22 protein-coding genes are annotated in these 26,948 nt (G+C 65.2%); 11 read left to right on the top strand and 11 right to left on the bottom strand.

Translation table 11 applies throughout. The features are described 5' to 3' along the window. Positions 1 to 52 precede the first annotated feature (52 nt). Entirely contained in the window at positions 53 to 1,432 is a 1,380-nt protein-coding gene (locus tag NDI76_RS16980) for an NAD-dependent succinate-semialdehyde dehydrogenase (RefSeq protein WP_310925333.1), read from the top strand. Between the two features lie 55 nt (positions 1,433 to 1,487). Here NDI76_RS16980 and NDI76_RS16985 read toward each other — a convergent pair whose 3' ends face one another. Both NDI76_RS16985 and NDI76_RS16990 read right to left on the bottom strand, forming a co-directional pair. Next, positions 1,488 to 1,694 carry a hypothetical protein gene (locus tag NDI76_RS16985; RefSeq protein WP_310925334.1) on the bottom strand — a complete coding sequence of 69 codons (207 nt, stop codon included), beginning with the start codon at positions 1,692 to 1,694 and terminating at the stop codon, positions 1,488 to 1,490. Positions 1,695 to 1,761: 67 nt separating this feature from the next. Next, positions 1,762 to 1,932, bottom strand: coding sequence for a hypothetical protein (locus NDI76_RS16990; RefSeq protein ID WP_310925335.1), 171 nt, complete (start codon positions 1,930 to 1,932; stop codon positions 1,762 to 1,764). A 1,089-nt stretch (positions 1,933 to 3,021) separates the two neighbouring features. Here NDI76_RS16990 and NDI76_RS16995 point away from each other — a divergent pair. Together NDI76_RS16995 and glmU are read left to right on the top strand one after the other, a co-directional pair. Continuing rightward, positions 3,022 to 3,147 carry a hypothetical protein gene (locus NDI76_RS16995; RefSeq protein ID WP_310925336.1) on the top strand — a complete coding sequence of 42 codons (126 nt, stop codon included), beginning with the start codon at positions 3,022 to 3,024 and terminating at the stop codon, positions 3,145 to 3,147. A gap of 60 nt (positions 3,148 to 3,207) precedes the next feature. Next, positions 3,208 to 4,398: a bifunctional sugar-1-phosphate nucleotidylyltransferase/acetyltransferase gene (gene glmU, locus NDI76_RS17000; RefSeq protein WP_310925337.1), complete on the top strand. Its 1,191-nt coding sequence runs from the start codon at positions 3,208 to 3,210 to the stop codon at positions 4,396 to 4,398. Positions 4,399 to 4,512: 114 nt separating this feature from the next. On the opposite strand, the gene NDI76_RS17005 is transcribed toward glmU, so the two are convergent. The 5 genes from NDI76_RS17005 to NDI76_RS17025 form a co-directional block, all read right to left on the bottom strand. Continuing rightward, on the bottom strand, positions 4,513 to 5,001 hold the full coding sequence (locus tag NDI76_RS17005) for an ArsR/SmtB family transcription factor (RefSeq protein ID WP_310925338.1): 489 nt from the start codon (positions 4,999 to 5,001) through the stop codon (positions 4,513 to 4,515). A 291-nt stretch (positions 5,002 to 5,292) separates the two neighbouring features. Then, positions 5,293 to 7,110 carry a glutamine--fructose-6-phosphate transaminase (isomerizing) gene (gene glmS / locus NDI76_RS17010; RefSeq protein WP_310925339.1) on the bottom strand — a complete coding sequence of 606 codons (1,818 nt, stop codon included), beginning with the start codon at positions 7,108 to 7,110 and terminating at the stop codon, positions 5,293 to 5,295. Between the two features lie 2 nt (positions 7,111 to 7,112). Continuing rightward, positions 7,113 to 8,285 carry a sugar phosphate nucleotidyltransferase gene (locus tag NDI76_RS17015; protein ID WP_310925340.1) on the bottom strand — a complete coding sequence of 391 codons (1,173 nt, stop codon included), beginning with the start codon at positions 8,283 to 8,285 and terminating at the stop codon, positions 7,113 to 7,115. A gap of 497 nt (positions 8,286 to 8,782) precedes the next feature. Next, a complete protein-coding gene (locus NDI76_RS17020) occupies positions 8,783 to 9,400 on the bottom strand; it encodes a DUF7344 domain-containing protein (RefSeq protein ID WP_310925341.1) in 618 nt (205 codons plus the stop codon). Between the two features lie 448 nt (positions 9,401 to 9,848). Continuing rightward, complete coding sequence (locus NDI76_RS17025; protein ID WP_310925342.1) at positions 9,849 to 10,385, bottom strand: DUF7344 domain-containing protein; 537 nt, start codon at positions 10,383 to 10,385, stop codon at positions 9,849 to 9,851. Between the two features lie 346 nt (positions 10,386 to 10,731). On the opposite strand from NDI76_RS17025, the gene NDI76_RS17030 reads away from it, so the two are divergent. From NDI76_RS17030 to NDI76_RS17045, 4 genes are all read left to right on the top strand, one after another. Then, positions 10,732 to 11,010 carry a PadR family transcriptional regulator gene (locus NDI76_RS17030; RefSeq protein ID WP_310925343.1) on the top strand — a complete coding sequence of 93 codons (279 nt, stop codon included), beginning with the start codon at positions 10,732 to 10,734 and terminating at the stop codon, positions 11,008 to 11,010. Between the two features lie 431 nt (positions 11,011 to 11,441). Further along, the gene (gene wecB, locus NDI76_RS17035) at positions 11,442 to 12,566 is read left to right on the top strand and encodes a non-hydrolyzing UDP-N-acetylglucosamine 2-epimerase (protein WP_310925344.1); all 1,125 of its coding nucleotides are present in this window, start codon (positions 11,442 to 11,444) and stop codon (positions 12,564 to 12,566) included. Then, positions 12,563 to 13,858: a nucleotide sugar dehydrogenase gene (locus NDI76_RS17040; protein ID WP_310925345.1), complete on the top strand. Its 1,296-nt coding sequence runs from the start codon at positions 12,563 to 12,565 to the stop codon at positions 13,856 to 13,858. Before wecB ends, NDI76_RS17040 begins: the two co-directional genes overlap by 4 nt. 182 nt (positions 13,859 to 14,040) lie before the next feature. Further along, positions 14,041 to 14,412: a hypothetical protein gene (locus NDI76_RS17045; protein ID WP_310925346.1), complete on the top strand. Its 372-nt coding sequence runs from the start codon at positions 14,041 to 14,043 to the stop codon at positions 14,410 to 14,412. 132 nt (positions 14,413 to 14,544) lie between these two features. Here the strand turns inward: NDI76_RS17045 and aglF are convergent, their stop codons facing one another. The 3 genes from aglF to NDI76_RS17060 all read right to left on the bottom strand — a co-directional run bounded on the left by aglF (position 14,545) and on the right by NDI76_RS17060 (position 17,381). Continuing rightward, a complete protein-coding gene (gene aglF, locus NDI76_RS17050; RefSeq protein ID WP_310925347.1) occupies positions 14,545 to 15,324 on the bottom strand; it encodes a UTP--glucose-1-phosphate uridylyltransferase AglF in 780 nt (259 codons plus the stop codon). 279 nt (positions 15,325 to 15,603) lie between these two features. Beyond that, a complete protein-coding gene (gene glmM, locus NDI76_RS17055; protein WP_310925348.1) occupies positions 15,604 to 16,929 on the bottom strand; it encodes a phosphoglucosamine mutase in 1,326 nt (441 codons plus the stop codon). Between the two features lie 125 nt (positions 16,930 to 17,054). Continuing rightward, positions 17,055 to 17,381: a HalOD1 output domain-containing protein gene (locus NDI76_RS17060; RefSeq protein ID WP_310925349.1), complete on the bottom strand. Its 327-nt coding sequence runs from the start codon at positions 17,379 to 17,381 to the stop codon at positions 17,055 to 17,057. A 246-nt stretch (positions 17,382 to 17,627) separates the two neighbouring features. On the opposite strand from NDI76_RS17060, the gene NDI76_RS17065 reads away from it, so the two are divergent. Next, complete coding sequence (locus NDI76_RS17065) at positions 17,628 to 18,182, top strand: metal-dependent hydrolase (protein ID WP_310925350.1); 555 nt, start codon at positions 17,628 to 17,630, stop codon at positions 18,180 to 18,182. Positions 18,183 to 18,256: 74 nt separating this feature from the next. Further along, entirely contained in the window at positions 18,257 to 19,543 is a 1,287-nt protein-coding gene (locus tag NDI76_RS17070) for a sulfatase-like hydrolase/transferase (protein ID WP_310925351.1), read from the top strand. A gap of 578 nt (positions 19,544 to 20,121) precedes the next feature. Here the strand turns inward: NDI76_RS17070 and NDI76_RS17075 are convergent. Next, entirely contained in the window at positions 20,122 to 21,390 is a 1,269-nt protein-coding gene (locus tag NDI76_RS17075) for a glycosyltransferase family 4 protein (RefSeq protein WP_310925352.1), read from the bottom strand. A 144-nt stretch (positions 21,391 to 21,534) separates the two neighbouring features. On the opposite strand from NDI76_RS17075, the gene NDI76_RS17080 reads away from it, so the two are divergent. Then, the gene (locus NDI76_RS17080; protein ID WP_310925353.1) at positions 21,535 to 23,376 is read left to right on the top strand and encodes a class I SAM-dependent methyltransferase; all 1,842 of its coding nucleotides are present in this window, start codon (positions 21,535 to 21,537) and stop codon (positions 23,374 to 23,376) included. 286 nt (positions 23,377 to 23,662) lie between these two features. Beyond that, positions 23,663 to 26,908 carry a PQQ-dependent sugar dehydrogenase gene (locus NDI76_RS17085; protein ID WP_310925354.1) on the top strand — a complete coding sequence of 1,082 codons (3,246 nt, stop codon included), beginning with the start codon at positions 23,663 to 23,665 and terminating at the stop codon, positions 26,906 to 26,908. The last annotated feature ends 40 nt before the right edge of the window (positions 26,909 to 26,948 follow it).

The following is a 26,948-nucleotide window of genomic DNA, read 5'->3' on the forward strand; positions in this document are numbered from 1 at the left end:
GCCCCGAGAGTTATCCGCACGCCGCCCGAGACGTTCGGTAGAGGGTTTCACCGTGCAGAGCGTCAATCCATACACCGAGTCGGTTCGAGAGGAGTACGACGAACACGACGAGACGGACGTCGAGGAGGCGCTGTCTCGCGCGGACGACGCCTTCGAGGAGTGGCGGGAGTGGTCGCTCACCGACCGCCGGCGTCTGCTCGCGGACGCGGGTGAGGTGCTCCGCGAGAACGAGGAGAAGTACGCCGAGTTGATGACCGAAGAGATGGGCAAACCCATCTCGCAGGCGCGCTCGGAGGTCGAAAAGTGCGCGTGGGTGTGCGACTACTACGCCGAACACGCGGGCGAACACCTCCAAGAGAAGACCGTGAAGGGGCCGGAGGACGCGGAGACGTACGTCCGATACGACCCGCTGGGCCCGATTCTGGCGGTCATGCCGTGGAACTTCCCCCTGTGGCAGGTGTTCCGGTTCTTGGCCCCGCACCTCACGTCGGGGAACGTGGGCCTCTTGAAGCACGCCTCGAACGTCCCGGGGTGCGCGCTGGCCATCGAGGAGGTGCTCCGCGACGCCGGTTATCCCGAGGACGTCTTCCAGTCGCTGCTCGTCGGTTCCGACCAGATAGAGGACGTCATCGCCGACGACCGGGTGCGCGCCGTCACGCTGACGGGCAGCGGACCCGCCGGCCGCGCCGTCGCAGAACAGGCCGGCGAGAGCCTGAAGAAGAGCGTCCTCGAACTCGGCGGGAGCGACCCGTACATCGTCCTCGACGACGCACCGTTGGACGAAGCGGCGGAGACGGGAGCGCAGGCGCGGACCATCAACTCCGGGCAGTCCTGCATCGCCGCCAAGCGGTTCATCGTCCACGACGACGTGTACGACGAGTTCGTCGAGAAGTTCGTCGACGAGATGGAAGCGCTCGACGTGGGCGACCCGAAGAACGAGGAGACGAACGTCGGTCCGCAGGCGCGCGAGGACCTGATGTCTGACCTCCAAGAACAGGTCGAAGAGACGGTCGAGATGGGCGCGACGGTGGAGACAGGCGGCGAACCGATGGACCGGGAGGGGTACTTCTATCCCCCGACGGTGCTGACCGACGTGCCGCGCGACTCCCCCGGCGGGTGCGAGGAGATGTTCGGCCCCGTCGCCTCCGTCTTCCGCGTCGAGAGCGAGGAGGAGGCGGTGGCGCTGGCGAACGACTCGCAGTACGGCCTCGGCGGGAGCGTCTGGACCGAGGACCTCGAACGCGGAAAGGAGGTGGCCGCGGACGTCGAATCCGGCGCGGTGTTCGTCAACGAACTCACGAAGTCCGACCCCCGCCTGCCGTTCGGCGGCGTGAAGCAGTCGGGCTACGGTCGCGAACTCGGCGTCGAAGGTATCCACGAGTTCGTGAACAGAAAGACTGTGTTCGTGCAGCACGGCGTCGGCGAGGAGTAGCGGAGCGGAGACGGCGGTCCGTCCGTCTCTCCGGCCGTATTCGCGTCTATTCGCGTCAGATGTCCGTGGGAACGATAGAACGCACCGAGAGCGTCTCCTCGCACTCGGGACAGCGTTCGACGCGCGCGGCGCCGTACACGTCGCAGTGGTACGAGGCATCTCCGCCCCTTCCGAGGAGTAGTCCGCACGACGGACACGGGTCGGGTCCGGAGTCGGTGCGGCCGAGGAAGCGAGCGAACGGACGAGACGCGAGTCGAAGCATCGTGTTACCGTGTGGCACGAGATACAATAACTCTTTAGGTCGGTTGCGCGCGTTCTCGGACGGACTCCTACGGTCGCGGAACGGAATTCACGTGTCCGCAGGCCGGGCAGCGGAACCGACCGTCCGGACCGTCCGCCGAGGGGAGGGCGACGTCGAAGAGCAGACGGCCCCCGGCGATGGTTCCGCACTTCGCGCACTCGACGCGGGCGAAGGTCGTCTGTCGGTCGTCACTCGACATCGAACCACCCCATCGGGGCCGCTGTGCGAGTCGAGTCGAACCGGCCCCGGACGCTGTTCGTCCCCCTCCGGTCCTCGCCGTGAAGGGTGTGGAGTCGGCCGTACCGGACTGAACTCGGCTCTTCGGAGGAAGCATCTCCTCGGCGCGCCATCGTCCCCCTCGCGAACATTTTATGTCGCATATATGGTACTCTTCGATGCGTTACATGGCATTACTGGTTGATAGAGTAACCTGTTTATGTCGACGCAGAGGTCGTATATTGAGGAAATTCCCGAGAGATCGAACGACGCCGACGCACGCGGCACCGACCCCGTTCGGACGCCGCGGGCCGACCGAGTCGAGAACGAAAAGGTGTTACAGACATACAGCTGTGAGTGAATGTTTGGTTTTTCGTTCGAACGACGAGCGGCAGGACGGTGACTCTCGAATCAGCGGGCGAAAGCGACCGTCGACTGCTGAAGGCCGCGACCGAGTGGCCCTTCCCGGTTCGGCCGGGGACGGCGACGAACCGGACGATACGCCGGTTCAACCTTCGGTTTAGCCGCGCTCAATGGCCCGTTTAGACCCCCCTATCGAACGACCGAAACCCGGTTCGCACCGGGCGGTCGCGAACCGGGGCCGTCGCGCGCAGCGACCGGAACGCGAGTCCGACGGGTTCGAGAGGCGCTCTCGGCCGGAGAAACGGCCGAAAGGGACGGGAAAGGGGGATATTGCAGCGACCCCATAACCATACGGCGTGCGAGCGTAGAATGGGACACGATGACACAAAGCGATACGAGCCAACCGCGCTGTACGCAGTGTGGCGCGCCGATCTCACGGCAAGTGACCGGAACGATGGCTCTCTCCGTGACGACGCTGTGCCCGGACTGCGACCGAAGCGGGTGACAGATCCGCCCGACGCGAGTCCTCATCCCGCGGCGCACCCGTACCGGCGGTCGAACCAGGAGACTCCGCTCCCGTTCGGTCGGTCGGGACGACGAGTGTGGGGGCGATGACCGCGGTGCGAACGTCCGGCGTTTTTATGCCGGTAGTCTCGACGCGGCGGACGGCGCATCCAGCGGGTGGTACGAGAGCGAAGTCCCTAGCATCGTGACCGGCCTCGAACAGTCGAGGCGGATCAGCGGTCAGATAGCCGACAGCGCGTGGGCCCTCATCGCGGAGGGACGCTCGCGTGCGGCGCTCGAACTCGTCATGGACGCGGTAGATACCACCTAATGCCACGGCGACTCGCGTAGCAAACAAATAGATTTTCCGTGCCCCCTCGTAGGAGGCCGTATGCAGACTGTAGTTCTAGCCGCCGGCGTTGGCACCCGAATGTGGCCGCTCACCGACGCGCGGCCGAAACCGATGCTTCCCGTGGCCGGGAAACCGCTCGTCGCGCACACCGTCGATGCCGCCGTAGAGGCCGGCGCGACCGAGTTGGTTCTCGTCGTCGGGTACGAAGCCGATGACGTGCGCTCGTTCTTCGGCGACGAGTACGCGGGCGTCTCCGTCGAGTACGCGGTACAAGAAGAGCAACTCGGCACTGCCGACGCCGTTCGGTCGGCGCTGGAAGTACTCGAAGGCGGTCCGTTCGCCGTGCTGAACGGCGACGCGCTCTACGACGTGCCGTCGCTCTCGGATCTCTACGAGGGCGGTCCCGCGGTAGGGTCGTTCGAGGTGAACGACCCCACCTCCTACGGCGTCTTGGAGACCGACGAGTCGGGCAACGTCACCGGCGTCGTCGAGAAGCCGAGCGACCCGCCGTCGAACCTCATCAACGCCGGGGCGTACGTCTTCCCGGAGGAGGCTCACGAGTGGCTGTTCGACGTGGAGGCGTCCGAGCGCGGCGAACTCGAACTGACCGACGTGCTCTCGCGGGCGTGTGAGTCCTACGAGGTGCAACCCGTCGCGTTCGACCGGTGGCTCGACGTCGGTCGCCCGTGGGAGCTTCTGGAGGCCAACGAGTGGAAACTCGAAGAGATCGAAGAGCGAGTCGACGGCGAGGTGAGCGAGGACGCCGAACTGAACGGTCCCGTCGTCGTCGAGGAGGGCGCGGTGGTGCGCTCCGGCGTCGTCATCGACGGTCCGGCGCTCGTTCAATCCGGCGCGTCGGTCGGACCGAACGCCTACGTCCGCGGCGCGACGGTCGTCGGGCCGAACGCGAAGGTGGGTCACGCCGTCGAAGTAAAAAACAGCATCCTGATGAATGGAGCGACTGTCGGACATCTCTCGTACGTGGGCGACAGCGTCCTCGGCCGCGAGGTGAACTTCGGCGCGGGGACGAAAGTCGCCAACCTCCGCCACGACGGCGAGACGGTGACGCTGACAGTGAAGGAACGCCGCGTGGACACGGGCCGTCGGAAACTCGGCGTCATCGTCGGCGACGGCGTGAAGACGGGTATCAACAGTAGTCTCAACGCCGGCGTCGTACTATCGCCCGAAGCGACCGTGATGCCGGGCGAATCGGTCACCCGGGACCGCTGAGGCGCGGGCGACGGACTTTCTTTTCGGCTTCGCTATCGAACGAGCGGTGCGCGGACGCGGGGGGCCACGCCGCGCGTTCCCCTTGGCAGGGGGAGAAGGGAGATTCGACCGAAGCTAGCGGTCGCGCTTTCTGTTGTAGACGCGCATGAACGTCTCGAACAGTTCGGGGTCGAGTTTGAACTGCACGTCGACGAGGTCCTCCTCGGCGTCGTAGTTCACGTGTTGGACGTCGACGACGTCGAGGACCGTCTCCATCGCGTCGAGTTTGGAGTCGCTGGGGCCCTGCTGGACGCCGATCCCGTTCTCGTCGACCGAGAGCGAGAGTCCGTCGATGCGGGTCTGGTAGGAGCCCTTCGAGGCGCTGAGAAGCGGGTTGCAGCGCTCGACGAGACCGAGTTCGTTCAGACGGTCGAGGCGACGGTAGATCGTGGACTCGGAGACGTCACAGGAGTCTGCCAACTCCTCTGCCGTGACCGGCCCTTCCTTGCCCGCGACGAGAATCTCGCGTGCGACCTCGTCGCCGAGTGCGTCGAGAAGGTCGTCGCTGTCGACCTCCTCGAGAAGGAGGGATGATGATGCGACCCAGTGTGTGCTCGCTGCCATAGGAGCACCTATCGGGAGAGCCCCCCTTATGTAATCACTGCATACCGGGTGCTCCGAGCGAGTAGTCCGATCGTACCGGTGGGCGTAAGCTCCCCTTACGCGAAGTTGAGAACTAGCTGCAGAAACTGCGAGTGTCCGCTACAGACCGGTTCTCGCGGTTAAAGGTCACGTTATTCGGATGTTCCGACGCGGAATAGACAGATGTTTTACTAGAGCCGTCGCGCGGCTCTTCGGTTCGTACCGTCTCCGAAGACGGTACCGGCGACGGCCGTGCGCGTCTCTCCGCTCAGGTCAGTGGACCGTCACCGACTTCGCCAGGTTGCGCGGCTTGTCGATGGGTCGGTCGAGCAGGTCGGCGGCGTGGTAGGCGACCAGTTGGAGTTGGACACTGGCCGGGATGCCGGCGACGTCGGGGTGAGTCTCCGGGATGGAGAGGACGTAGTCGGCGAACTCCGCTATCTCGCTGTCCGTTTTGCTGGTGACCGCGATGACGGGCGCGCCGCGGGCCTGCACCTCCTTCATGCTGCTGAGCGTCGCCTCGTCCTCGAAACCGGTGAACAGCGCGAACACCGGGGTGTCCGGCGTGACCAGCGCCAGCGGTCCGTGTTTGAGCTCTGAGGCGGCGAAGCCCTCCGCGTGTTCGTAGGTGATCTCCTTGAACTTCAGCGCCCCCTCCAACGCGGCCGAGTGCGCGATGCCCCGGCCAATGAAGAAGTACGAGTCGCTGTCCTCGAGTTCCTTCGCCAGCGCCGGCGCGACGGAGGTGTCGAGAATCTCTTGGACGTGACCCGGAAGCCGCGAGAGCGCCTCGACCAGGTCGCGGCCGTCGGAGGTTCGGGTGCCGGTGATGTCCTCGACGAGCCGTTCGCCGAGGAGCGACAGCGCCGTCACCTGCGAACAGAACGTCTTGGTCGCGGCGACGCCGATTTCGGGGCCAGCGCGGATGAGGAGCGTGTCGTCGCACTCGCGCGTGACGGAGGAACCGACGGTGTTGGTGACCGCGACGGTGTCCGCGCCGGCGCTCTGCGCGCGGCGGACGGCGTCGAGCGTGTCTGCCGTCTCGCCGCTCTGCGTGACGGCGATGACGAGCGTCCCGTCGGTAACGGGGGGTCGAACCAGACCGTACTCGCCGGCCTGGAACGCGTACGCCGGGACGCCCCGCGAGGAGAGCATCGACGAGGCGTACATCGCGGCGTGGTACGAGGTGCCCATACCGACGAACTGTACCTGGTCGACGTCCGCGAACGTCTCCGGCGGGAACTCGTCGAGTTCGACGGTCCCGGTCAGTGCGTTGAGCCGACCGTGGATGGTGTTGCGGAGCGATCCGGGTTGCTCGTGAATCTCCTTGAGCATGAAGTGCTCGTAGCCGCCCTTACTCGCCGTCTCCGCGCTCCACTCGACGCGCTGGACCTCTCGGGAAACGGAGCGACCCGCCCCGTCGGTGATCTCGTAGCCGTCGGGTTCGAGGGCGACGAAGTCGCCGTCGTGGAGGTAGACGACCTGGTCGGTGTGCTGGACGAACGCCGGCACGTCGCTGGCGAGGAAGTACTGGCCCGGTCCGATACCGAGACAGAGCGGCGACCCCGAGCGGGTCGCGTAGATGGCCTCGTCGTTGTCGACGATGGCGGCGATGGCATACGTACCGGAGAGGCGGGCCACGGCCGAACGGAACGCCTCCTCCGCGGTCGCGCCGTTGTTCAGTTCCTCCTCGATGAGGTGGGGGACGACTTCGGTGTCCGTGTCGCTGACGAAGACGTGACCCCGGGATTCCAGTTCCTTCCGGAGCGACTGGTAGTTCCCGATGATGCCGTTGTGAACGACGGCGACGCGACCCGCCTCGTCGGTGTGCGGGTGCGCGTTGTCGTCGGTCACGCCGCCGTGGGTGGCCCAGCGGGTGTGGCCGATGCCGAGGTTACCCGAGATGGGATCGGACTCGATGGAGGCGACCAGTTCGGACACCTCACCGACTTTCTTGTCTAGTTGTATCTTGCTCCCGTTTTTGACTGCGACACCGGCGGAGTCGTACCCCCGGTATTCGAGTTTCTGCAGACCGTTCAACAGCGGTTCGACCGAATCGTCTTGCCCGATGCACGCGGTAATTCCACACATTGTTAAGCTGCCACCTCAGACTTCTCGCGGACGGTTCCGTCCACGACTACGCCGGCACCGACGGTGGCTTCGGCGCCGACGCTGCTACCTGCCGTTAACGTCGCGTTCGCACCGACCGTGGCGCGGTCGGCGACTATACTTCCGATTCTGCGGTTCGTGTACATGCGGCCGTCGACGACGACGTCCGCCCGTCCGCCCGGGGAGGCGACGCAGTCGCCGATGCGGGCGCCCGATCCGACGACGGAGTCGCGCAGGAGGACGTTCGCTCCCACGTGCGCGTCCGTCGAGAGGATGGAGCGCTCGACGACGGCGTTAGCCCCGATGTGGACGTTATCTTGTAGACACGTGCCCGGACGGATAACCGCACCGGGACCGACATCGCAGTCTTTGCCGATGACGACCGGCCCCTCGATGACGGCGGATTCGTGGACGCGCGCCGAGTCGGCGACGTACACGTCGGATCCGTACTGTCGCCCGAGCAGCGTCTCGGAGACCGAGAGCAACTGCCACGGCGTCGAGGGGTCGAGCCAGCCGCCGTTGACGAGGATGGACGTGACCGGACCATCTAGATGTTCGATGGCGTCCGTCAGCCGAATCTCGCCCTGCCACGGGTCGGTTTGGTCGAGGGCGTCGAACACCGAGCTATCGAACGCGTACACGCCCGCGTTGACGAGGTATCCCTCGCGTTCGACGGGGTGTTCGTCGATATCCGCGATGAGGCCGCGGTCGGTGATGACCACGCCGTACTCCTCGGGCGTGTCCGAGTGTGCGACCGCCACGGTGGCGGCGCAGTCCGTCGACTCGTACCGCTCCCGCGTCGACGACACGATGTTGGCGTCGATGATGCTGTCGCCGTTGACGACGAGGAAGTCGCCGTTGACGACGCCAGCCGCCTGCATGAGCGCGTGGCCGCTTCCGAGACGCGACGGCTGTTGGACGAACTCGATGTCCGCATCGTCGTGCGTCGCTGTGAGGTGCGTTTGGATGCGGTCCCCGCGATAGCCAACGACGACGACGACGCGTTCGATGCCACTCTCCACCAGCGCGTCGAGGACGTAATCCACGACCGGCCGGTTCGCGACGGGCATCATCGGCTTCGGAAGGTACTTCGTGAGCGGACGGAGCCGCTTGCCCTCGCCCGCAGCGAGGACGACCGCCTCTCGGATCTCGCTCATCCGTGTACCTCCCGGCACGGGCGAACCCGCGTCGTGCCGCTCGGCGGGGCGGATCGTAGTGGCATACCCACAGTAATGCCCCGAACGGGCATTGTTATAGGCAGCGTTTTTTACCCGCAATGGACCGCTGTCGCCGCCCCTGTCCGAGAATACGCTCCCTGATTCGGGTGTTTAAGGGACTGAGGCGCCGGTGTAGCGAACAATTAGTCACTAATCTTACCTAACGTGCCCTGTCTGTCGTCAGACACAATAACAGAAGAGAGAACGACAGGATCGAAAGAAGAAACGAGCGGGTGAGACGACGCGGGCCGATGAGGAGTGCTATCCAGTCCCGATGATGGCGGAAGCACCGTCGTGACCCCTAGGGGAGAGCCCCCGAGAACGGGGGTGTTGTGAGAGAGTCTACTGCATGCGAAAAGACGAACGCGCGGTGCGGACGAGCACCTCGGCTGGAAGGTCCGAAAAAATCGAAGAAAGCTACCGCCGACCGTTCGGTTTCAGTCGTCGAGTTCGTGCTGGCGGTACGTCTCCATGGCGGTGAGCACCACGAGTGCCGTGGTGCTTACGACTGCCCACGCCGCGTCGGGGACGAGAGCGAAGCCGGGAACCCCGAGGAGACCGGCCGCGACGCCGACACCGACCGTGCCCGCGACGGCGGCGTTTCGCTTCGACGTGGGGGCCGTCGAATCTTCGGTTTCCGGCGTCGAATCACCGAGGTACGGTTCGAGCTGCTCGGCCGTCGGCTTCAGCGTGATGTCACCGCGGTTCTTCTCGAAGTCGATGACGCCCGAGGTGGCCATCTTCGGAAGGTGACACTGGTAGAGCCCGATGTACACGCGCTTGCGCTGACTCGATGACAGCTGCGCGATGTCGATGTCGTTCTCCTTCGCGGCGATGAACTCTGCCATGTCGCCGAGTTTGGCCTCGCCGTCGTTCTGCTTGAGGTACTGGATCGCGTCGCGGCGACGCTGGTTCTTCAGAAGCTCGAAGATGGTGTCCTTCGAGAGGAGTTCTTGAACCTCTTCCTCCTGTTGTTTCTGCTGCTCGATTTCTGCGTCCGCCTCGGGGGTCGAGGCGTCTTTCGCGTCGGATTGGGTGAGTGTTTCGAGTGCCATCTGCCTACCTCCCTCTCGTTGAGAGTACCGTTGCGGCGGTCTTCGGCGCCAACCACCAGGTTAATTTGATATTTCTCGATTGGTCCGCGGTGGGTGGCATCCTAACGTCGCTGGTTCGACCCGCACGAGAGGTCAACTACCCTTTCTACAGCGTCCCTGATATACCTGCCTTTCAGTTGCAGTATCTGCTTCCACCCGCACTACGAGAGTATTTTTTAAAACTGACTCTCCGGAGATTAATCAACTACAACCAGGAAATCGAACTACTAACCGAGCCGAATCGGGCGACTAACGGGACTAGAGAGCCGGAATTCGTTCTAACCCGGGAACGTGGCGTCGGCGGGTCGAAGGTGGGTCGCAGCGGCTGCACAGTGCGAAAGTAATGACACATAATGAGAAAATTATCGGAGAGGGATGGCCGTCGGACGGTGTCCGACCGATCCGGCGCTCACTCGATGAGCGTCTCGAAGGAGTTGCTGGTATCGTCGTCGCCAGATTCCGTGAGGTACTGGGCCCCGACGAGCGCAAGCAACGCAGTCGAAATCAGCGCTGCGATGGCGAACCAGGGAAGCGTCGCGAATACGGGAAGCGCGACGGCGCGCGCGAGGATAGCGAGCCACCCGACGACGCCCAGCGCGGCGTAGTAGGTCGCCCACGACCGAGACTCCTCATCGGTCTGCATCCAAAAGAACCCCTCGTTCGCAATCTCGTCGGTGAGTGCGACGATGCGCTCCTCGTCGTCGTACGAGACGATTCCCGCCTCCTCTAGCTTAGGGAGATGTGTCTGATACAGCGAGATGTACACTCGCTGTCGCTCCTCGTCCGTTACATCTTCTACAGATGTGCCGTTCTCGACGGCCGCGATCCGGGCGGCCAACTGCTTTAGGCTCATCTCGTCTCCGGCCTCGTGGAGATAGTAGATGATGTAGCGACGACGAGAGTTACTGAGTATACGGAACAGTTCGTCTTTGGATAGGTTGATCATCTCATTTCGTGTCAGGCGTATCGCATCCCGCGCGCCCGCGACTGTCGGTGCGAATCGTCGGATGAACGTATTCGACTCAGTATCTTTGTTATCGACTCGCTTATACCGTTACGGCGGCGCCTACCGGTCACGTTGCCCCGGGGAACCAACGCCGCGCGCCCGCCGGCTGGCGCATATATTCTGTTCTGATAGCTCGGAATAAATCCTGCCATTAGTCGGAGAGATGACGACAGATGGAAACGAAGGGGGGAAAGCGAAGCCTAGGAGCGATGTTAATACACGGACACCGAACGTATACCGGTGGCTAACAATACCACATGGGGACAAATGATGGCTCGAATCCGAGATGTTCGAGTTAACAGGCTTTCAGCGGGACCTCCTGTACGTAATCGCAGGCTCCGACCGTCCGTCCGGTCAGGAGATTAAAGAGCGAATCGGCAAGGACGTCGGCGAAGTCAACCACGGTCGGTTGTATCCGAACCTCGACGCGCTCGTCGAGGACGGTCTCGTCGACAAAGGTCAACAGGACAGACGCACCAACTACTACACGATTTCCGAGACGGGCGAGGAAGCCATCAGAGAGCGGCGACGATGGGAGAACCAGTACGTCTCGTTGAACGAATAGCGCCGGCGCGAACGAACCGGCGCGGCGACCCTCTTGTATCGGTGACCGAATGCAGGCTCGTAGCCCTCACGCTCGAACGACGAGCGCCTTCTGCGGTTTTTTCGCCGCCTTCCCGCTGGACGGTGCGAGCGGAGGCTCAGACACACCACCCCACTCGATTCGGGCCGAACCGTCGTCTCCGCCTCGTCGTCGGAGCCGACGCGGGTCGATATCGGCCGACGGCGGACGCGAGAAGCGAGAGACCGAAGAACGTCGTCTCGGCGCCGCAGTCTTTCGATTCCGAGTGTTCTCTGCGCGTACAGGTTCCCTATAACAAAGCGTGTACGGGACCCCCGATAGGGTAGAGAACGATACATGAACACTCACAGGAACGCGGTCGAACGAACCGACGGCGGCGCCGCGCGCGTCGAGCGTCCGGCTCGGGGTCGTCGATGACGGCCGAGGACGGGCCGTCGCAGGTGGCTATCGTCCTAGGAACGCGGCCGGAGATCATCAAGTGCGCGCCCCTCATCAAGGCGTGCGACCGCCGCGGCGTGGACTGTCTGCTCGTTCACACCGGACAGCACTACTCGGACGACCTCGACCAGGTGTTCTTCGATCAGTTGGAGCTTCCCGCACCGGACTACAACCTCGAGATAGGCTCGCGTTCGCACGGCGAACAGACCGGCCGGATGCTCGAGGGCGTCGAGGACGTTCTCGACGAACACGCCCCGGACGTCGTTCTCGTGCAGGGAGACACGAACTCCGTTCTCGCGGGTGCCCTCGCGGCCGCGAAGTCGAACATCCCCGTCGGTCACGTCGAGGCGGGCCTCCGGAGTTTCGACCGCGACATGCCCGAAGAGATCAACCGGGTCGTGACCGACCACGTCTCCGAGTACCTCTTCGCTCCGACCGAGGAGACGAGGGGGTACCTCGAACGCGAGTCGGTCGGCGGCCAAATCGTCGTCACCGGGAACACCATCGTGGACTCGTTGTACGAGTACCGCGAACTCGCCGCCGAGAAGAGCGACATCCTCGCCGAACTCGGCGTCGAGGAGGGCGAGTTCTACCTCCTCACCGCCCACCGCGCGGAGAACGTCGACGACCGCGAGAACTTCGCGCGACTGTTAGAGGGCGTTTCCCGGTTCGCCCGGGAGACCGACCGCGAGGTCGTCTACCCCATCCACCCGCGCGCGCAGTCGCGGCTCGACGAGTTCGACCTCTCGGTCCCCGAAGAGATTCGGACGGTCGAACCGCTCGACTTCCTCGACTTCCTGCGCGCGGAGTCGGCCGCCGCACTGGCGTTCACCGACTCCGGCGGCGTCCAAGAGGAGACGTGCATCCTCGGAACGCCGTGCGTGACGCTGCGCTACAGCACGGAACGCCCCGAGACGGCCTACGTGGGCGCGAACTGCCTGGCCGGACTCGACCCCGACGACGTCGTCGAGGCGGGGTCGACGATGCTCGGCAAACCCGCCGACTGGGACGTCCCGTTCGGGGACGGCCGAGCGGCGGAACGGATACTCGACACGCTCGCCGCCGGAGCGGAACCCGACGCGGCGGAGGTCCCCTCATGAAGATCTGTGTACACGGAATCGGCTACATCGGACTGGCGACGGCAGCACTGTTCGCGAACAACGGCCACGACGTGGTCGGCTACGACCCCGACGAGGAACTCGTCGAAGACCTGCGCGCGGGTGAACCGCGGACCACGGAAGAGGACCTCCGCGAGTACGTCCTCGACGCTCTCGACGCCGGCTTCGAACCGTCGAACGAGGTAGTCGAAGCCGACTGTCACATCATCTGTGTACCGACACCCTACGAGGAGGAGTCCAAGCGCGCCGACCTCGCGTACGTAGAGATGGCCGGTCGGACCGTCGCGGAGCATCTCCGCGAGGGCGACATGGTCATCCTCGAATCCACCGTCCCGCCGGGGACGACCGAAGAGGTGCTCGCGCCCATCCTCGGGGCGTCCGAACTGACGCCCGGCGAGGACTTCTCGCTCTCACACTGCCCGGAGACGGTGCTCCCCGGGAACATCACCTACGAACTGATCCACAACGACCGTATCATCGGCGGCATCGACGAGCGGTCGGCCGACGAGACTATCGCGCTGTACGAACCTCTCGTCGAGGGAACAATCCACCGCGCGCCCGACGCGACGACGGCCGAGTTCGTGAAGCTTTCGCAGAACGCCTACCGCGACGTGAACATCGCGTTCGCGAACGAACTCGCGCGCGTGGCCGGTGACTACGGCATCCGCTCGCGCGACGCGATCGAACTGGCGAACGTTCATCCCCGGGTCGACATTCTCAATCCCGGTCCCGGCGTCGGCGGCCACTGCCTCCCGATCGATCCCTGGTTCCTCGGACAGTTCTCCGATTCCTTGGACCTCATCGCCAGCGCTCGTCGCGTCAACGACGGAATGGTCGACTTCGTGGTCGAACTGCTCGAAGACGAACTCGGGACGCTCGACGGTGCCAGCGTCGCCGTCCTCGGCATCGCCTACAAAGGAAACGTCGACGACGCGCGCCACAGCCCCGGTCTGCGACTGGTTGAGCGACTCACCGCTCCGACCACCGAGGAGACGTACACGACCGCCGCAGACGGCGGCCGCGCAACGCAGGACGACGTGGACGTCCGCGTCCACGACCCCCACGTGGAGAACGGCGCGATAAACCTCGTCGACCTCAAGACGGCGCTGACGGGCGCCGACGCCGCCATCGTGTCCGCCGGCCACGACGTTTTCCGCGATATCGACCCGGCGGAGGCGGCCGAGTTGATGGACGGCCGCGTCCTGCTGGATGGATTCTCGCTACTCGACGGCGACGCGTGGCGCGATGCCGGTTTCGAGTACATCGAGATCTGACGCCGCCGGCGTTTCCCGCCCAAACCCCGAATAATGCCCGCTTAAAAACAGTCTATACGGCAACTGATATTCTACGATTGCCGCTATTCAAGAAACTCTGAAAGACCCAAATACGCCACTTTCAGCGGCATCCATACCCATATTACCACAAGACTTATTTCGTTAATAGCAGAGAAACCGATATGGGATGTGACAACGAGAACGGCCCGGATGCCGGATCCGAGGTCGAATACGAACTGATGCGGCAGAACCTCTACGAGACGAGTTCCGTGGGGACCCCATCGCCGGGGACGGTGGGGACGGAACGCGTCTCGGAGGCGGAGAAAGAGCAGTACCTCACGATTCGACCGACCGACGACAGGGTCGCCACCTTCGAGGCGACGGTCGACGGCGTCATCGAGCCGACCGGCGACGGTGACCTTCCGGGACTCGGCAAGAGCGTAGAGGACGCGGTGTCGGAAGGTTCCCGCGAGTACCGAATCGTCGGTAGTCTGATGGACGTCCGAATCAAGGGACCCGCGGCGGCGTTCCTCGACGGCGAGCGCGTCGCCTGACGCGCCGAGCCGATAACCGCGGACACGGTGGTGTGTCCGCACCCGCGGACTGCTCGACGGCGCGCGCGGACGCGTCCCGGCCGAGTCACGACATCGATATCGGACCGGTGCGGGAGAGCGGAGAGTGACGACTCAGTTGTCTTCGGCGCCGGGTTCCGACGCGGATTCCTCGCGGTTTGGTTCGGTATCGGTCTCGCCGCGTTCGCCGCGGACGAGTTGCTCGGCTCGGTCCCGGTCTTCGGGGTAGCCGACGTCGACGCGCCAGCCCTCTGAGAGGACGGCGGAGATAGTTCGCCCCGAACGGATGAGTAGGTCTATCGCATCGGGGAGTTCGTACTCTCCTCGGTCCGACGGTTGGACGAGGTGGCAGGCGTGGAAGATGGCAGGTGAGAACGTGTAGAAGCCGGTCATCACAAGGTTCGACTCGGGTTCGTCGGGCTTCTCGACGACTTCGGTGATGTCGCCGCGGTCGTTCGTCACGCAGACCCCGTAGCGGGAGGCCTCCTCCCACGGCACTTCTTCGACGAGGAACGCCGCGTCGGCGTGGTCGTCGTGTTGTCGGGCGACGACCTCTTCGAGGTTCGCATCGAAGACGTTGTCTCCGAGCATCAGCATGAAGTCGTCGTCGATATGCTCCTCCGCGGTGAGGACCGCGTGAGCGAGGCCCAGCGCTTCGCGCTGGTGCGCGTACGTGATCGGAATGCCGCGGTATTCGTCGCCGAACCGGGCGATGATCTGTTCTTTCTGATGGCCGACGACCAAGACGAACTCCTCGGCGTCGAGTTCACACAGCGAGTCGAGGCAGTGCTGGAGAATGGGTCTGCCGTCGACTTCTACCAGTGCCTTCGGTTTGTCGTCCGTCAGCGGCCTGAGGCGCGTCCCCTTACCGGCGGCGAGCACGACTGCTTTCATCGATTACAGTCAGGACTAGAACGTAAATTGTTATAGGGCGGATAGCGGCGCGGCCCCCCGCGCCGTCCCGCCAATGTGCGGTGTCGAACCCGTGCCAACGGGTTACAGGCAGATAGCTTGTCGTTCGGGCAACGCGTCGCGGCAGCGAGTCGGGAGCATCCGAAATGCGACTGCGTAGCCTGAACACTGAGACCGATGGGCTATAACGTTATAAATAGTATTATGCCAAAGAGAGAAATACGTGACTCCTGAAAGGGTTAGGAGGAGAATTGTGGCCGCTCAGGACTCGATTCCTTCGGCCTGAATTATACTTTTCACTTCGGAGACCAGTTCGTCGGCGTCGGATTCGGCGCGCGCTTCGGCGGTGACGCGAATCAGCGGTTCGGTACCGCTGGCGCGAACGAGGAACCAACCCGAGTCTGTCTCGACACGCACTCCGTCGGTCGTATCGACGTTCTCGTACGCGTCGGTGAGCGCTTCGGCGAGCGTCCGCATCGCCCCCGCCTTGTCGTCGACGGAGAGGTTCAGCCGACGGGTGGTGTAGCGGGAGACGTCGAGGTCCGCGACCTGTTCGGAGAGCGGTCCCTTCCGACGGACGAGATCCGCGAGGCGAAGCGCCGCGTAGTTTCCATCGGGAGCGAGCGTCTGGTCGGGCCAGATCCACGCGCCGCTCGGCTCGCCCCCGAAGACGAATCCGGGTCGGGAGACGGCCTCCGCGACGAACACGTCGCCGACGGGGGTGTACGTCACCTCGCCGCCCGCCTCGGCCACCACGTCGGCGACGAGGAGGCTGGTGTCGACGGGGACGGCCACGGAGTCGCCCTCCGACACCACGTCGCGCGCGAAGAGGGCGAGGAGGGCGTCACCGGGGACGTACGCCCCGGTGTCGGAGACGGCGACCATGCGGTCGGAGTCGCCGTCGTGGGCGATACCGAAGTCCGCGTCAGTCGCGGGGACGGTCTGACGGAGCGTCGTGAGCGTCTCGGCGTTGGGTTCGCTCTTGCGCGCGGGAAACGTTCCGTCTTGCTGCGCGTTGAGCGTGTTCACGGTTGCGTCCAACTCGTAGAGGGCGTCGACGGTGACGCGACCGGTCCCGTTGCCGAGGTCCACGACGGCATCGACGCCCGCCATCGTCTCGAACGCGTCGACCACCGCGTCGGTGTGCCGTTCGACGGCGTCCGTCTCCGCGTGCTCGCGGCCGAACCCGTCCCAATCCGCGGGCGCGAGACCGCCCGACTCCACCCGCTCTTCGATGCGGTTGTTCCGCTCGGGGGAGAACGCCTGTCCGGACTGCGTCCAGAGTTTGATACCGTTGTCGGGCGCCGGGTTGTGCGAGGCGGTGACCGCGACGCCTGCGTCCGCGCCGAACCACTCGACGCTCCGCGCGATGGTCGGCGTCGCGGCGACGCCGACGCGAACCACGTCGGCCCCGCACTCGCGGAGTCCGGCGCTGAGGGCGTCCGCGAGGACGTCCCCCGTAACGCGCGCGTCCCGACCCAGAACGACCCGCTCGGCGTCGACGGCGAGCGCCTGTCCGATGCGGAGTGCGAGGTCCGCCGTCACCGTCTCACCGACGGGTCCGCGGATACCGCTCGTTCCAAACATACGAGACAGTCAGCCGGGGTGACCGCATTGGTATGTGTCACCTAAAGCGAGAGCTGTTAGCGTGGCACGCGCCTGCAGAGCGGAGGACGAGCGACCGCCGAAACGCCGCCGAAAACGGCCCAGCGTCAGCTTCCGCACCCTCGGCTCGGCAGGTCCCTGACCGAGACGACTTCCAGGCGGCCGTCGCTGTGAATCGTCACCTCGTAGCCGGCGTAGCGAAACGAGATGGACCCGCACATCTCGCCTTCGCCGATGAGGTCGTCCAGCGCGTCGGGGTCCACCGCCGCCCCCAGCGGCGGGAGTCCCGTGGGTTCAACGCCCTCGATTGCCGCGATACTCAAAACGACGTTCGTGCTGACGAGTTCGGAGTGCTCGTACGCGATGTGATACGACTTGGCTCCGTCCTCGCGGTCGATACGCTGCTCCCACCACTGTTCGATCTGCGCTCTCATCTCTGCGAACGCTCTTCGGTTCGGTCGGGTTCAGATAAGTGTTATTATTCGATTTTTTGATTAAGTGTCTTACTAACGTGGACGCGGCGCAGCCCGTGAAAACCCCGGAACGTCGAACGACAGCACGTAGCTCGTGTATGAATCGGATTAATCAGTCCGGCCGGCACCGGTTCGCACCGTCGGAGAGCGGTACGGGAATCGAATGGACCGACAGGTAGTTACCCGCCGGGCCCGCAGAGTGGCACGATGTGGCCCTGGGGACACCTCGCCTTCGCGTACGTCCTCTACTCCTCGTACGTGCGCCTCCGCTATCGACTCGCCCCCGAGTGGCCGGGCGTCCTGCTCGCGGTACTCGGTTCGCAGGCACCCGACCTGATCGACAAACCGCTCGGGTGGTCATTACACGTACTGCCGGGTGGGCGGACGCTCGCCCACTCGCTGTTCTTCGGGACGGCCGTCGTCCTCCTCGTCGCCGGTCTCCTCCGACGGTACGACCTGCCGGGCGGGGCCGCCTTCGCCATCGGTTACTACTCGCATCTGATGGGAGATAGCTACCAAAGCCTCCTTTCCGGCCGAGTCGAGGGTCTGACGTTCCTCCTGTGGCCCCTCTTTCCCGTTCGAGGATCGGAGCCGTCCGTCGGAATCATTCAGTATCTGCTGAGCGCGCAGATCGACGGTCAACTGGTCTTCGAGTTGCTCTTCGCCGCCCTCGTCGTCGTCTGGTGGCTGCTCGACGGCGCGCCCGGACTGGCGGCCGCCTGGAACGCCGTACGCCGCCGACTCGTCCGACCGGCGAGCTGAACGGAATTCAGCCATTCATAAAAATTTGAATTTCCGCTAGATATAATATTGATGGAATTCTATAAGAAGTCGACATGCACGTCGTCCTCGTCACTGCTGCCGCAGTGCGCCGCGACCACGTCCGCACCGAAGACGGACAGGTCGACGCCGCGCTCCCCGCTCTCGGTCGTCTCGCGGGTGATTCGACGGTGTTTTCGCGAGCGTACACCAGCTCTCCCGACCACGAATCGACGCTCCGAGCGATACTGACCAGTACCCATCCCACCGAGGATAGCGGAAAGGACCCGACACTCGTCGACGCTCTCGCCGACGCCGGCTGGGAGGCGGGTCTCTTCCACGGGCGTCCCGACGAAACGCGTTCGTCTTGGGGGTTCGAGACGCCCGACGAGTCCTCGGACGAGACGGTCTCGGGGCGACTCCGCGCGAGTGCGCATCGGCGGATCGCCGACAACACGGTGCTCGGTGGGCCGCTGGCGTCCGCCGACCGGCTGATCGGGTCGTCGTTCGGGACGCGGGTCGCGGCACCCCCGTCCCATCCCGCCGCGGACGTGACCGAACGCGCGCTCTCGTGGCTGGACGAAACGTCCGGTCCGCGGTTCCTATGGGTGCATTACGATACCGCGCGCGCGCCGCACGTCCCGCGGGAGGGGACCGCGAGCGACGGAATCGACGTCCGGACCGCGACCAAACTCGGCTACGCCACCGCCAACGCGCCCGACGCGCTGACCGAGGAGGAGCGCGCGACGCTGGAAACACTCTACCGGGGAGAACTCGAACACCTCGACCGCCACGTCGGCCGCCTATTCGACGGGATTCAATCGCGCCTCAACGTCGCGGACACCGTGACCGCGTTCGCGGGGACGAGCGGATGCCCGCTGGGCGAACACGGCCGGTGGTACGACACCAGCGGGGACTTCTACGAGGAGTCCGTTCGCGTTCCGCTGTTCGTCCACGGCCCCGGATTCGACGCCGAGCAGGTGGAGTTCGCCGCGTCGTCGGTCGACGTGCTACCGACGCTCGCCGCCGCCGCCGGCGTCGAACGCGCCGCACAGCGCGGCGGTTCGGACCTCCGTTCGTTCGCCGGGCGACGAGTGACCGAACGACAGGTGTTCGCCGCCGCGGGAACCGCGCCTGCGGCCGCGATGGTCTGCAACGGTCGGTGGAAACTGTCTCGGAGACTAGATAGCGGACGGGAGACCCTATTCGACCACAGCGACGACGCCGCCGAACGGCGGGACCGCTCCGGCGAGAATCTTCCCGTGCACCGAGCGCTGTCGCACGCGCTCGATTACTTCGTCGAAAATCGGCGTCGGCGGTCGGCCTCCACGCGGTCGCCTATGGAGACCAAAACTCGGAGTTAATACGGTTATAAACTACCGTTGGGGATTCAAGACACCTGTATTCTGAACAAGAGCTAACTGTATCTGTCCCCTTACATTCCCGTATTTTTACTAGTTTTTCGCCAAAAACTATTTGTAATTAACACTCTACTAACCGGGTGGATGGCGCAACAAATCGAATCCGAGAACGCTTGGGGGATGGAGTCGGCGGGTCGACCGTCCGAGTTCGTCCACGTGCGCGGACTCGGATCGTCGGCCCGCCAACTGGGAGCGGACGTCTGCCCCGTGCGGCGGGTCGCCGCGCCGTCCGGCCGGCGCCCGTCGAGTCCGCCACCTCGACGGGAGCCGCCACCGCATCGCTAGCAGAACAAGCCTCAACCGTCATCACCGCTCCGCTCGCTCGGCCGACTGCCACTCGGCCGGGTCGGGCCACCGCTGACAGCCTACCACGCGCCGGACGGTCGGACCTCGCGGTCCGCTGCCACTAAACGCCACTCCGTCTCGGTTCGCCAGCCCAGACGCCGACGGACCGTGGCGGTCCACCGTCTCGCCGTTTTTTCGTACGACTTAGTTATGGAGCGTCGGCGCTCGGACGCAGGTCAGACCGTCGAGAGTTCGGTGTTCCGCTCGCACGCATCGGCCCCGTCCTGTAGCTTTCGATAACACTCACAGAGCGTCCGTCCCGTCCGCTCCCAGTTGTACGTCTCTTCGACGGCGCGGCGACCGTTCTTCCCGAGCGTTCTCGCGCGCGCTTCGTCCTCGGCCAACTCCACGAACGCGAGCGCGAACCCCGCGGGGTCGTCGGGCCGGACGACCATCCCGGCGTCGGTCTCGCGGACGATGCGGCGGAGGGGAGCCACGTCGGTGACGACGACGGGTCGAGACATCGCCATGTACTGAAAGAGTTTGTGCGGGACCGTCGTCTCGGTGTGCCCGGTCGACTGGTGCGGGACCAGACAGACGTCGCTGGCGGCGATGTAGGACGGGACGTCTTCGAACGGGACGCGACCCGTGAAGGTGACGTGGTCGGCGACGCCGAGTTCGGAGACGAGCGATTCGAGGCGACGCCGGTACTCCTCGCCGTTGCCTACGACGAGGAGACGCGCGTTCGGGACGCGGTCGAGGACGGCCGGCATCGCACGAACCACCGCGTCGAGGCCGCGGTGCGGACCGCCGAGAGTTCCGACGTAGGAGACGACGAACTCGTCTTCGAACCCTACGTCCCGGAGGTTCGGGTTCCCGAACGCCTCCATCGAGACGTAGTTCGAGACGACGTCAACCTTCGAGCGGTCGGCGCCGCAGTTCTCGACGTAGTGGTCCGCCGCCTCCTCGGTCACCGTGACGACCCTGTCGGCCCTCCGGACGGCGTCGCGTTCGATTCGCTTCCAGCGGAACACCGGTCGAGTCATCCGGTCGGCCAGGTATCGGAGGTTGGTGAGCGACCGGAACGAATTGCCCCGGCGGTACTGCTTGACGGCCTCCGGCCAGTTCTCGTGGAGGTCCGCGACGACGGGGAGGTCGTGTCGCTCGCCCGCGGCGAGGGCGGTGTGGACCATCGGGAGGTCGTGTGCGTGAAGCGCCTCGATTCCCTCCGCCGGTACGATTTCGGCCAGCGCCTGCATCCATGACTCGACGACGCCGGTGGTGAGAGTGCGCGCGCCGGCGAAGATGCCGTCGAGACCCGCGTAGGCGGCCTGGAAGGGACGACGGATGACGGTCGCCGACCCGACCTCTTCCCGGTCGGGAAGCCCCTTGTCGGCCTCCGACAGGATGAACACGGTGTGTCCGTCGGCGGTCAGCGACTTCACCTCCTTGTCGAGACGGATGTCTGTCGGGTAGACCGCGTTCAGGAGCATACAGATGCGCATCGCTACTTCGGGTCTGGGGAGGCGAGGAATAAAACGTTGCGCAGCGTCCCCGACGGAGCGGACCGGTCGGCGTTCGTCGCCGTATACTTAAGTTCGACTCGTCTGTGTCACCAGTATACGCCGCCGTCACGCGGTCGGACATTCATGTCAGGACCTGCTCACTCCTCCGAGACGACGAAGTCGCACGACGCCCGAGAACGCCGGCTCAAGCGGTGGGTGAAACAGCCCCCCGTCGGCCCCAACATGCAGTACCTCCGGGACGCGGAGCGTCTGGCCGCCGTCGAGCGTCTCGGTCACCGCGACCGAGTGCTCGACGTCGCCTCCGAGTCGACGGTGACGGCGACCCTCGACGCGGACGACGTCGTCCGACTCGACTTCTCGGCCGCCGCAAGCGACACCGCGCGCGACGTACTCGGGGACGCGGTGGACGCCTACGAAGTGACCGAACCCGAAACCCCGACGCTGCCGTTCCCCGACGACCACTTCGACGGGGCGGTCTCTATCGGCCCGTACGACTGGAAGTTCCTCGACGTGCCGGGTCTCACGGCGGAGGTTCACCGGGTCACGAAGTCCGACGGCCTCTACGTCTTCTCCGTTCCCACCCCCCGCTCTCCCTACGCCGCCAACGGGGACAACCGCTTTTACGAACCCGACGAGGCGCTCGACGTCGTTTCGCCGAACTGGCACCTCGCCGACTTCGACCTGCTGTTCCAGTATCCCCGTCTACTCCATCTCGGCGTCAACGCCCTCCCCGACCGGTACCAAGAGCGGTTCGTCGACGCGGCCGAACGTCTCTCCGAGGAGTTGACCGAACGCGAACTGTGGCGGCGGGCGTCGTACATCGTCCTCGCCGTGCGCCCGATGAAGTACGACTCCTACCTCGAACGGGGGTTGGAGGCGCTGTTCCGGCCGACCGCCGAGAACGGCTTCTGGGACGAGGTGGACGACTGCATCATCCGCGCGCTGACGTACGAGTTCGACGACGACGGCTCGCTCGTGTGGTCCCGCGACGAGAGCCAGGAGTGGCGCTACGCTCCGATGGCGCTGATGGGCGCGATGAACTGGCGAACGTCGCCGCTCGGCACCGACGAGTACGACGCGAAACTCCGGCGCGAGTTCGAGTTCTTCGACGAACGCATCGAATCGGGGGAACTCCCCAAGGCGATGCCGAGTTACGGGGTCGGTCCCCTCCTCGCCGCGTACGCGATGGCCGCGGAGGTGTTCGAGGAGGAACGGGACGACTACCTCGCGTCTGCGCGCACCCTCTTCGAACACGCCGACGAGGCGGTCGAGTTCGACCACGCCGAGGACAGTCTCGCCCTCTACGGCGCGACGTACCTCCACGAGGCGGTTCCCGACGACGAACGCGTGGAGGCGTTCGTCGACCGCGGCCTCTGGGAGATATCCGATCGCCGGACTCCGGAGGGGTTGTACGGCTTCGACAACCACACGACCCGCCGCCACCAGAACCAGATGTACACCTGCTGGGCCGTCGCGCGCGCGATCGAGGTGACCGGAAAGACCGGCTACCTCGGCGACCTGGAGGACGTTCTCGACTACACCGTCGAGAACCGAATGCGCGAGGACGGCGCGTTCGTCTGGGAGGACTGGCCCCTGCACGCCCGCCTGTACGGGGAACTGCGCGGCAAACTCACGACCGGAACGCCGTACTGGCACTACCTCTACGAGTGCCACCAGACGTTCTTCGTCAACGCCGTCGCCCACTACGACGCCGCGGGCGGCGAGAAGGAGTACACACACGAGGTGCGCCGCGCGATGGCGTGGATATTCGAGACAAACGGAACCGGGCATGACCTCGTCGATATCTCCGAAATCGGCGTTCCGATGCGGCAGGTGACGACCGACGACCGGATGGACAATCGTCAGTTCACGAACGGATGGCGCGACCAGCAGTACAAGGGCACCTACGAGGTGGGGTCGTACGTGATGGCGTTGACGCACCTCCTCGACGGAACGGTTTCGTGAGTCGCTGAAAGCGCCGAGTCAGGAACCCTTCTCCCGGCGCGGTTGGCGCGACCACGAGCGCTGTGTTAGCACGCTCATCTGAGTGTGATTAATCGAGTAAAAACCCCACTTCTGTCATATTCGTCACCTGTCACTGTTAGTTCGTCCTTTCTCCAATAAATTATCTCTGAAAAATGAGACAAAAACGAGACGAACGAGATTGTCGTGAGTAACTTTGGGGGAATATTCCGTCTCAAAAGGCAGAGCAGTGCAATTTACAACTCGTTCAGGTGCGAGGCGACGGGCGGTGGCGGTGCTGTTGGCGTTCGTCACGCTCACGTCCTCGATTACCGCAGGCGTCGTCTTCGCCGCCGGACCGGCGGCGGCGCACGGCGACCACACAGACGGCGGCGGTAGCGACGGTTCGGACGAGTGGGCGGCCGACTCCGACTCCTTCCGCAAGGAGACGGTCATCTCGGGGCTGAACCAACCGATGGAGACGGTGTTCCTGCCCGACGGACGGATGCTCGTCATCCAGAAGGGCGGGGAGATAGTCATCTACGACCCGGGGACCGAGGAGTCCGAAACGTACCTCGACCTCCGAGAGATCGACAGCGTCGAGTCCAATCGCGAGCGAGGGCTCCTCGGTATCGCACTGGCGAACGACTTCGATGAGAGCGGCGAGTTCTACGTCTACTACTCGCGCCTCGACGACCCGGACGCGGCCGACCCCGCGAATAGCGAACCGGAGAACGTCCTCGCGCGGTTCACCCACGTTGAGAACGACGGGGGAACGACCAGTCGCGCCGACCCCGCGAGTCGGGAGGTGCTCTGGCGAAACGAGATACACACCGGTTCGGACATCGCCTGCTGTCACCTCGGCGGCGGCCTCGACGTCGGCCCCGACGGAAAGGTGTACATCGGGACCGGCGACGAGTACGACAACGCCCAGTGGGCGCAGGACCTCTCCCGACCCGACGGAAAGATCATCCGCCTGAACCCCGACGGCTCCATTCCCGAAGACAACCCGTTCGCCGGCGACGGCGACCCCGACACTCTCGGAGAGATATGGGCGTACGGCCTCCGAAACCCGTATCGAATCAACTTCGCGCAGAACGGCGAACTCTACATCGGCGAGGTCGGCGGGAACAACCGCTACGACGCCGCCGAAGACATCCACCTCGGCGAGAAGGGCGCCAACTACGGTTGGCCCGACTGCGAGGGCGTCTGCGAGAATCCCGACTACAACGACCCCATCTTCTCGTACTTACACGGCGAGACGCCCGGCGGCGCGAACGACGACCCGTCCGGCGACGGCTACGGCGCCGCGGTCACCGTCGGCCCCGTCTACGGCGCCGACATGTTCCCCGAGGAGTACGACAACGTCCTGTTCTACAGCGACTACAACGACCGACTCATCAAGTACCTCGTGCTGAGCGACGACGGGACGGAGGTCGTCGCCGGTCCCTACAACTTCGACAAAGGGACGGGCGCCCTCGTCTCGACCAAGGTCGGACCCGACGGCGCCCTCTACGGGACGCAATTGGGGCGGGGACAGATCGTTCGCTACGTCTACGAATCCGGGAACAAGGCGCCGCAGGTCGACTCCGCGAGCGCGACGCCCGAGAGCGGCGCCGCACCCCTCGACGTGACGTTCGACGCGAGCGCGTCGGACCCCGAGGGCGACGACCTGAGTTACACGTGGCACTTCGGCGACGGCGAGACGGCGAGCGGTGCGAGCATTTCTCACACGTACGACGAGCAGGGGTCCTACGAACCCTACGTCGAGGTGAGCGACGGGACGACGGCGGTGGACTCCGAACCCGTCCCGGTCAGCGTCGGCGGCGCACCCGAGATGACGCTGAATCCCTCCGGCGACGTGAGCGCGCGCGGGGGCGAGGACGTCACGCTGTCGGCCGACGTGACCGACGTCGAGGACGGACGGCTCTCAGGGGAGGATATCGAGTGGGAGGTCAGCCTCGCCCACAACACGCACCGACACCCGCAGACGTCCGAGACGGGCGAGTCGATAACGTACACGGTGCCGGCGACGGGTCACGCGACGACGGGTGTCGTCGCCTACGAAGTCAACGTGACGGCCACCGACTCCGACGGACTGCAGACGACGAAGTCGGTGACCATCGAACCCGAGGAGGTCGACGTCACGCTGGCGAGCCAACCCGAGGGCGTCAACGTCAGCGTCGGCGGCGTGCCGGAGTCGACCGCCGACGGCGGCTACACGTTCGACACGATGATCGGGTACCGGCACAGTCTGTCGGCGCCCGAGTCGGTCTGCCGGGAGGGAACGAGCTACGAGTTCGACGGCTGGAGCGACGGAGCGACCGACTCGGATCGGACGTACACCGTCCCGACCGCCGACGCGACCCTGACCGCGCAGTACGCCGAAGTGGGGACGTGCGGCGGCGTCGCGGAGGAGAACGCTCCGCCCGAAATCGGGGATATCCCCGCGATAGAGTACACCGGCGAAGAGGTGACCGTCGACGTGACCGAGTACGCGACCGACCCCGACGGTGACGAGGTGGACCCGTCGAGCGTCGCGATAGTCGAGGGCGCCGAGGAGGGGTCCGCGACGTCGAACGGCGACGGGACCGTCACGTACGACACCGAGGCCACGTCGGGGACCGACTCGTTCGCCGTCACCGTCAACGACACCCGAGGAGGGCAGTCCGCTCCGGCGACAGTCGACGTGACCATCGACGTCGAAGACGGGGATGACGGCGACACCACGACGGAAACCGAAACTGAAACTGAGACCGAGAGCGGCGGAGGCGCCGAGGACGGGGAGGACGCTGACCCGAGCGGCGGCGACGGGGACGTCGAACCGGACGACGAAGACGAGGCTCCGAGCGGCGGGAGCCTCGACGACGAGAACGACGAGGGCGGGTCCGACGACGCTGACGGCGAAGACGACAGCGACGACGGCGGGTCGTCCGGCGGGTCCGGCGGCGGGTACTCCGGAGACGCCGGCGAGACGGCCTCCTTCGAGCTATCGAACGCGACGCTCTCCGCGACGAACGTCTCGGTCGGTGACGCGGTGAACGCCTCCGCCGTCGTCGCCAACGTCGGCGACGCCGACGGCGCGACCACCGTGGACCTCACCGTCGGCGACGAGACGGTCGACGCCCGCGAACTCTCGCTCGAAGCGGGAGCCAGCGAGACGGTGACGCTGTCGCACTCCTTCGAGGAGTCCGGGACGTACGAACTGTCGCTCGGCGGGCGCTCCGTCGGGAACGTGACCGTCACGGACGCGACGGGGGCGAACGCGTCCGACGAGGGCGACGGGTCGTCGTCCGTCTCGACGGCGCAGACGGCCGGCGGCGACGAAAACGGGACCGCCGACAGCGAGGGCGGCGACGGAGACGCGGAGACGGCCGCGGTGACCGACGAAGCGACGGTCACCGCGACCGAGACCGGCGCCGACCCGACCGCCACCGGCGAGACGAACTCAGGAACGCCCGGATTCGGTCCGGTCGTGGCGCTGCTCTCGGTGTTCCTCGGTGCCGCCGCGTTCGCGCGCCGGCGACGAACGTGAGCGAGTAGACGCGCTCGCGGTCGAGCTTCGGACTTCGACT

The sequence above is a fragment of the Halogeometricum sp. S1BR25-6 genome (genome assembly GCF_031624495.1).
GTDB classification, from domain to species: domain Archaea; phylum Halobacteriota; class Halobacteria; order Halobacteriales; family Haloferacaceae; genus Halogeometricum; species Halogeometricum salsisoli.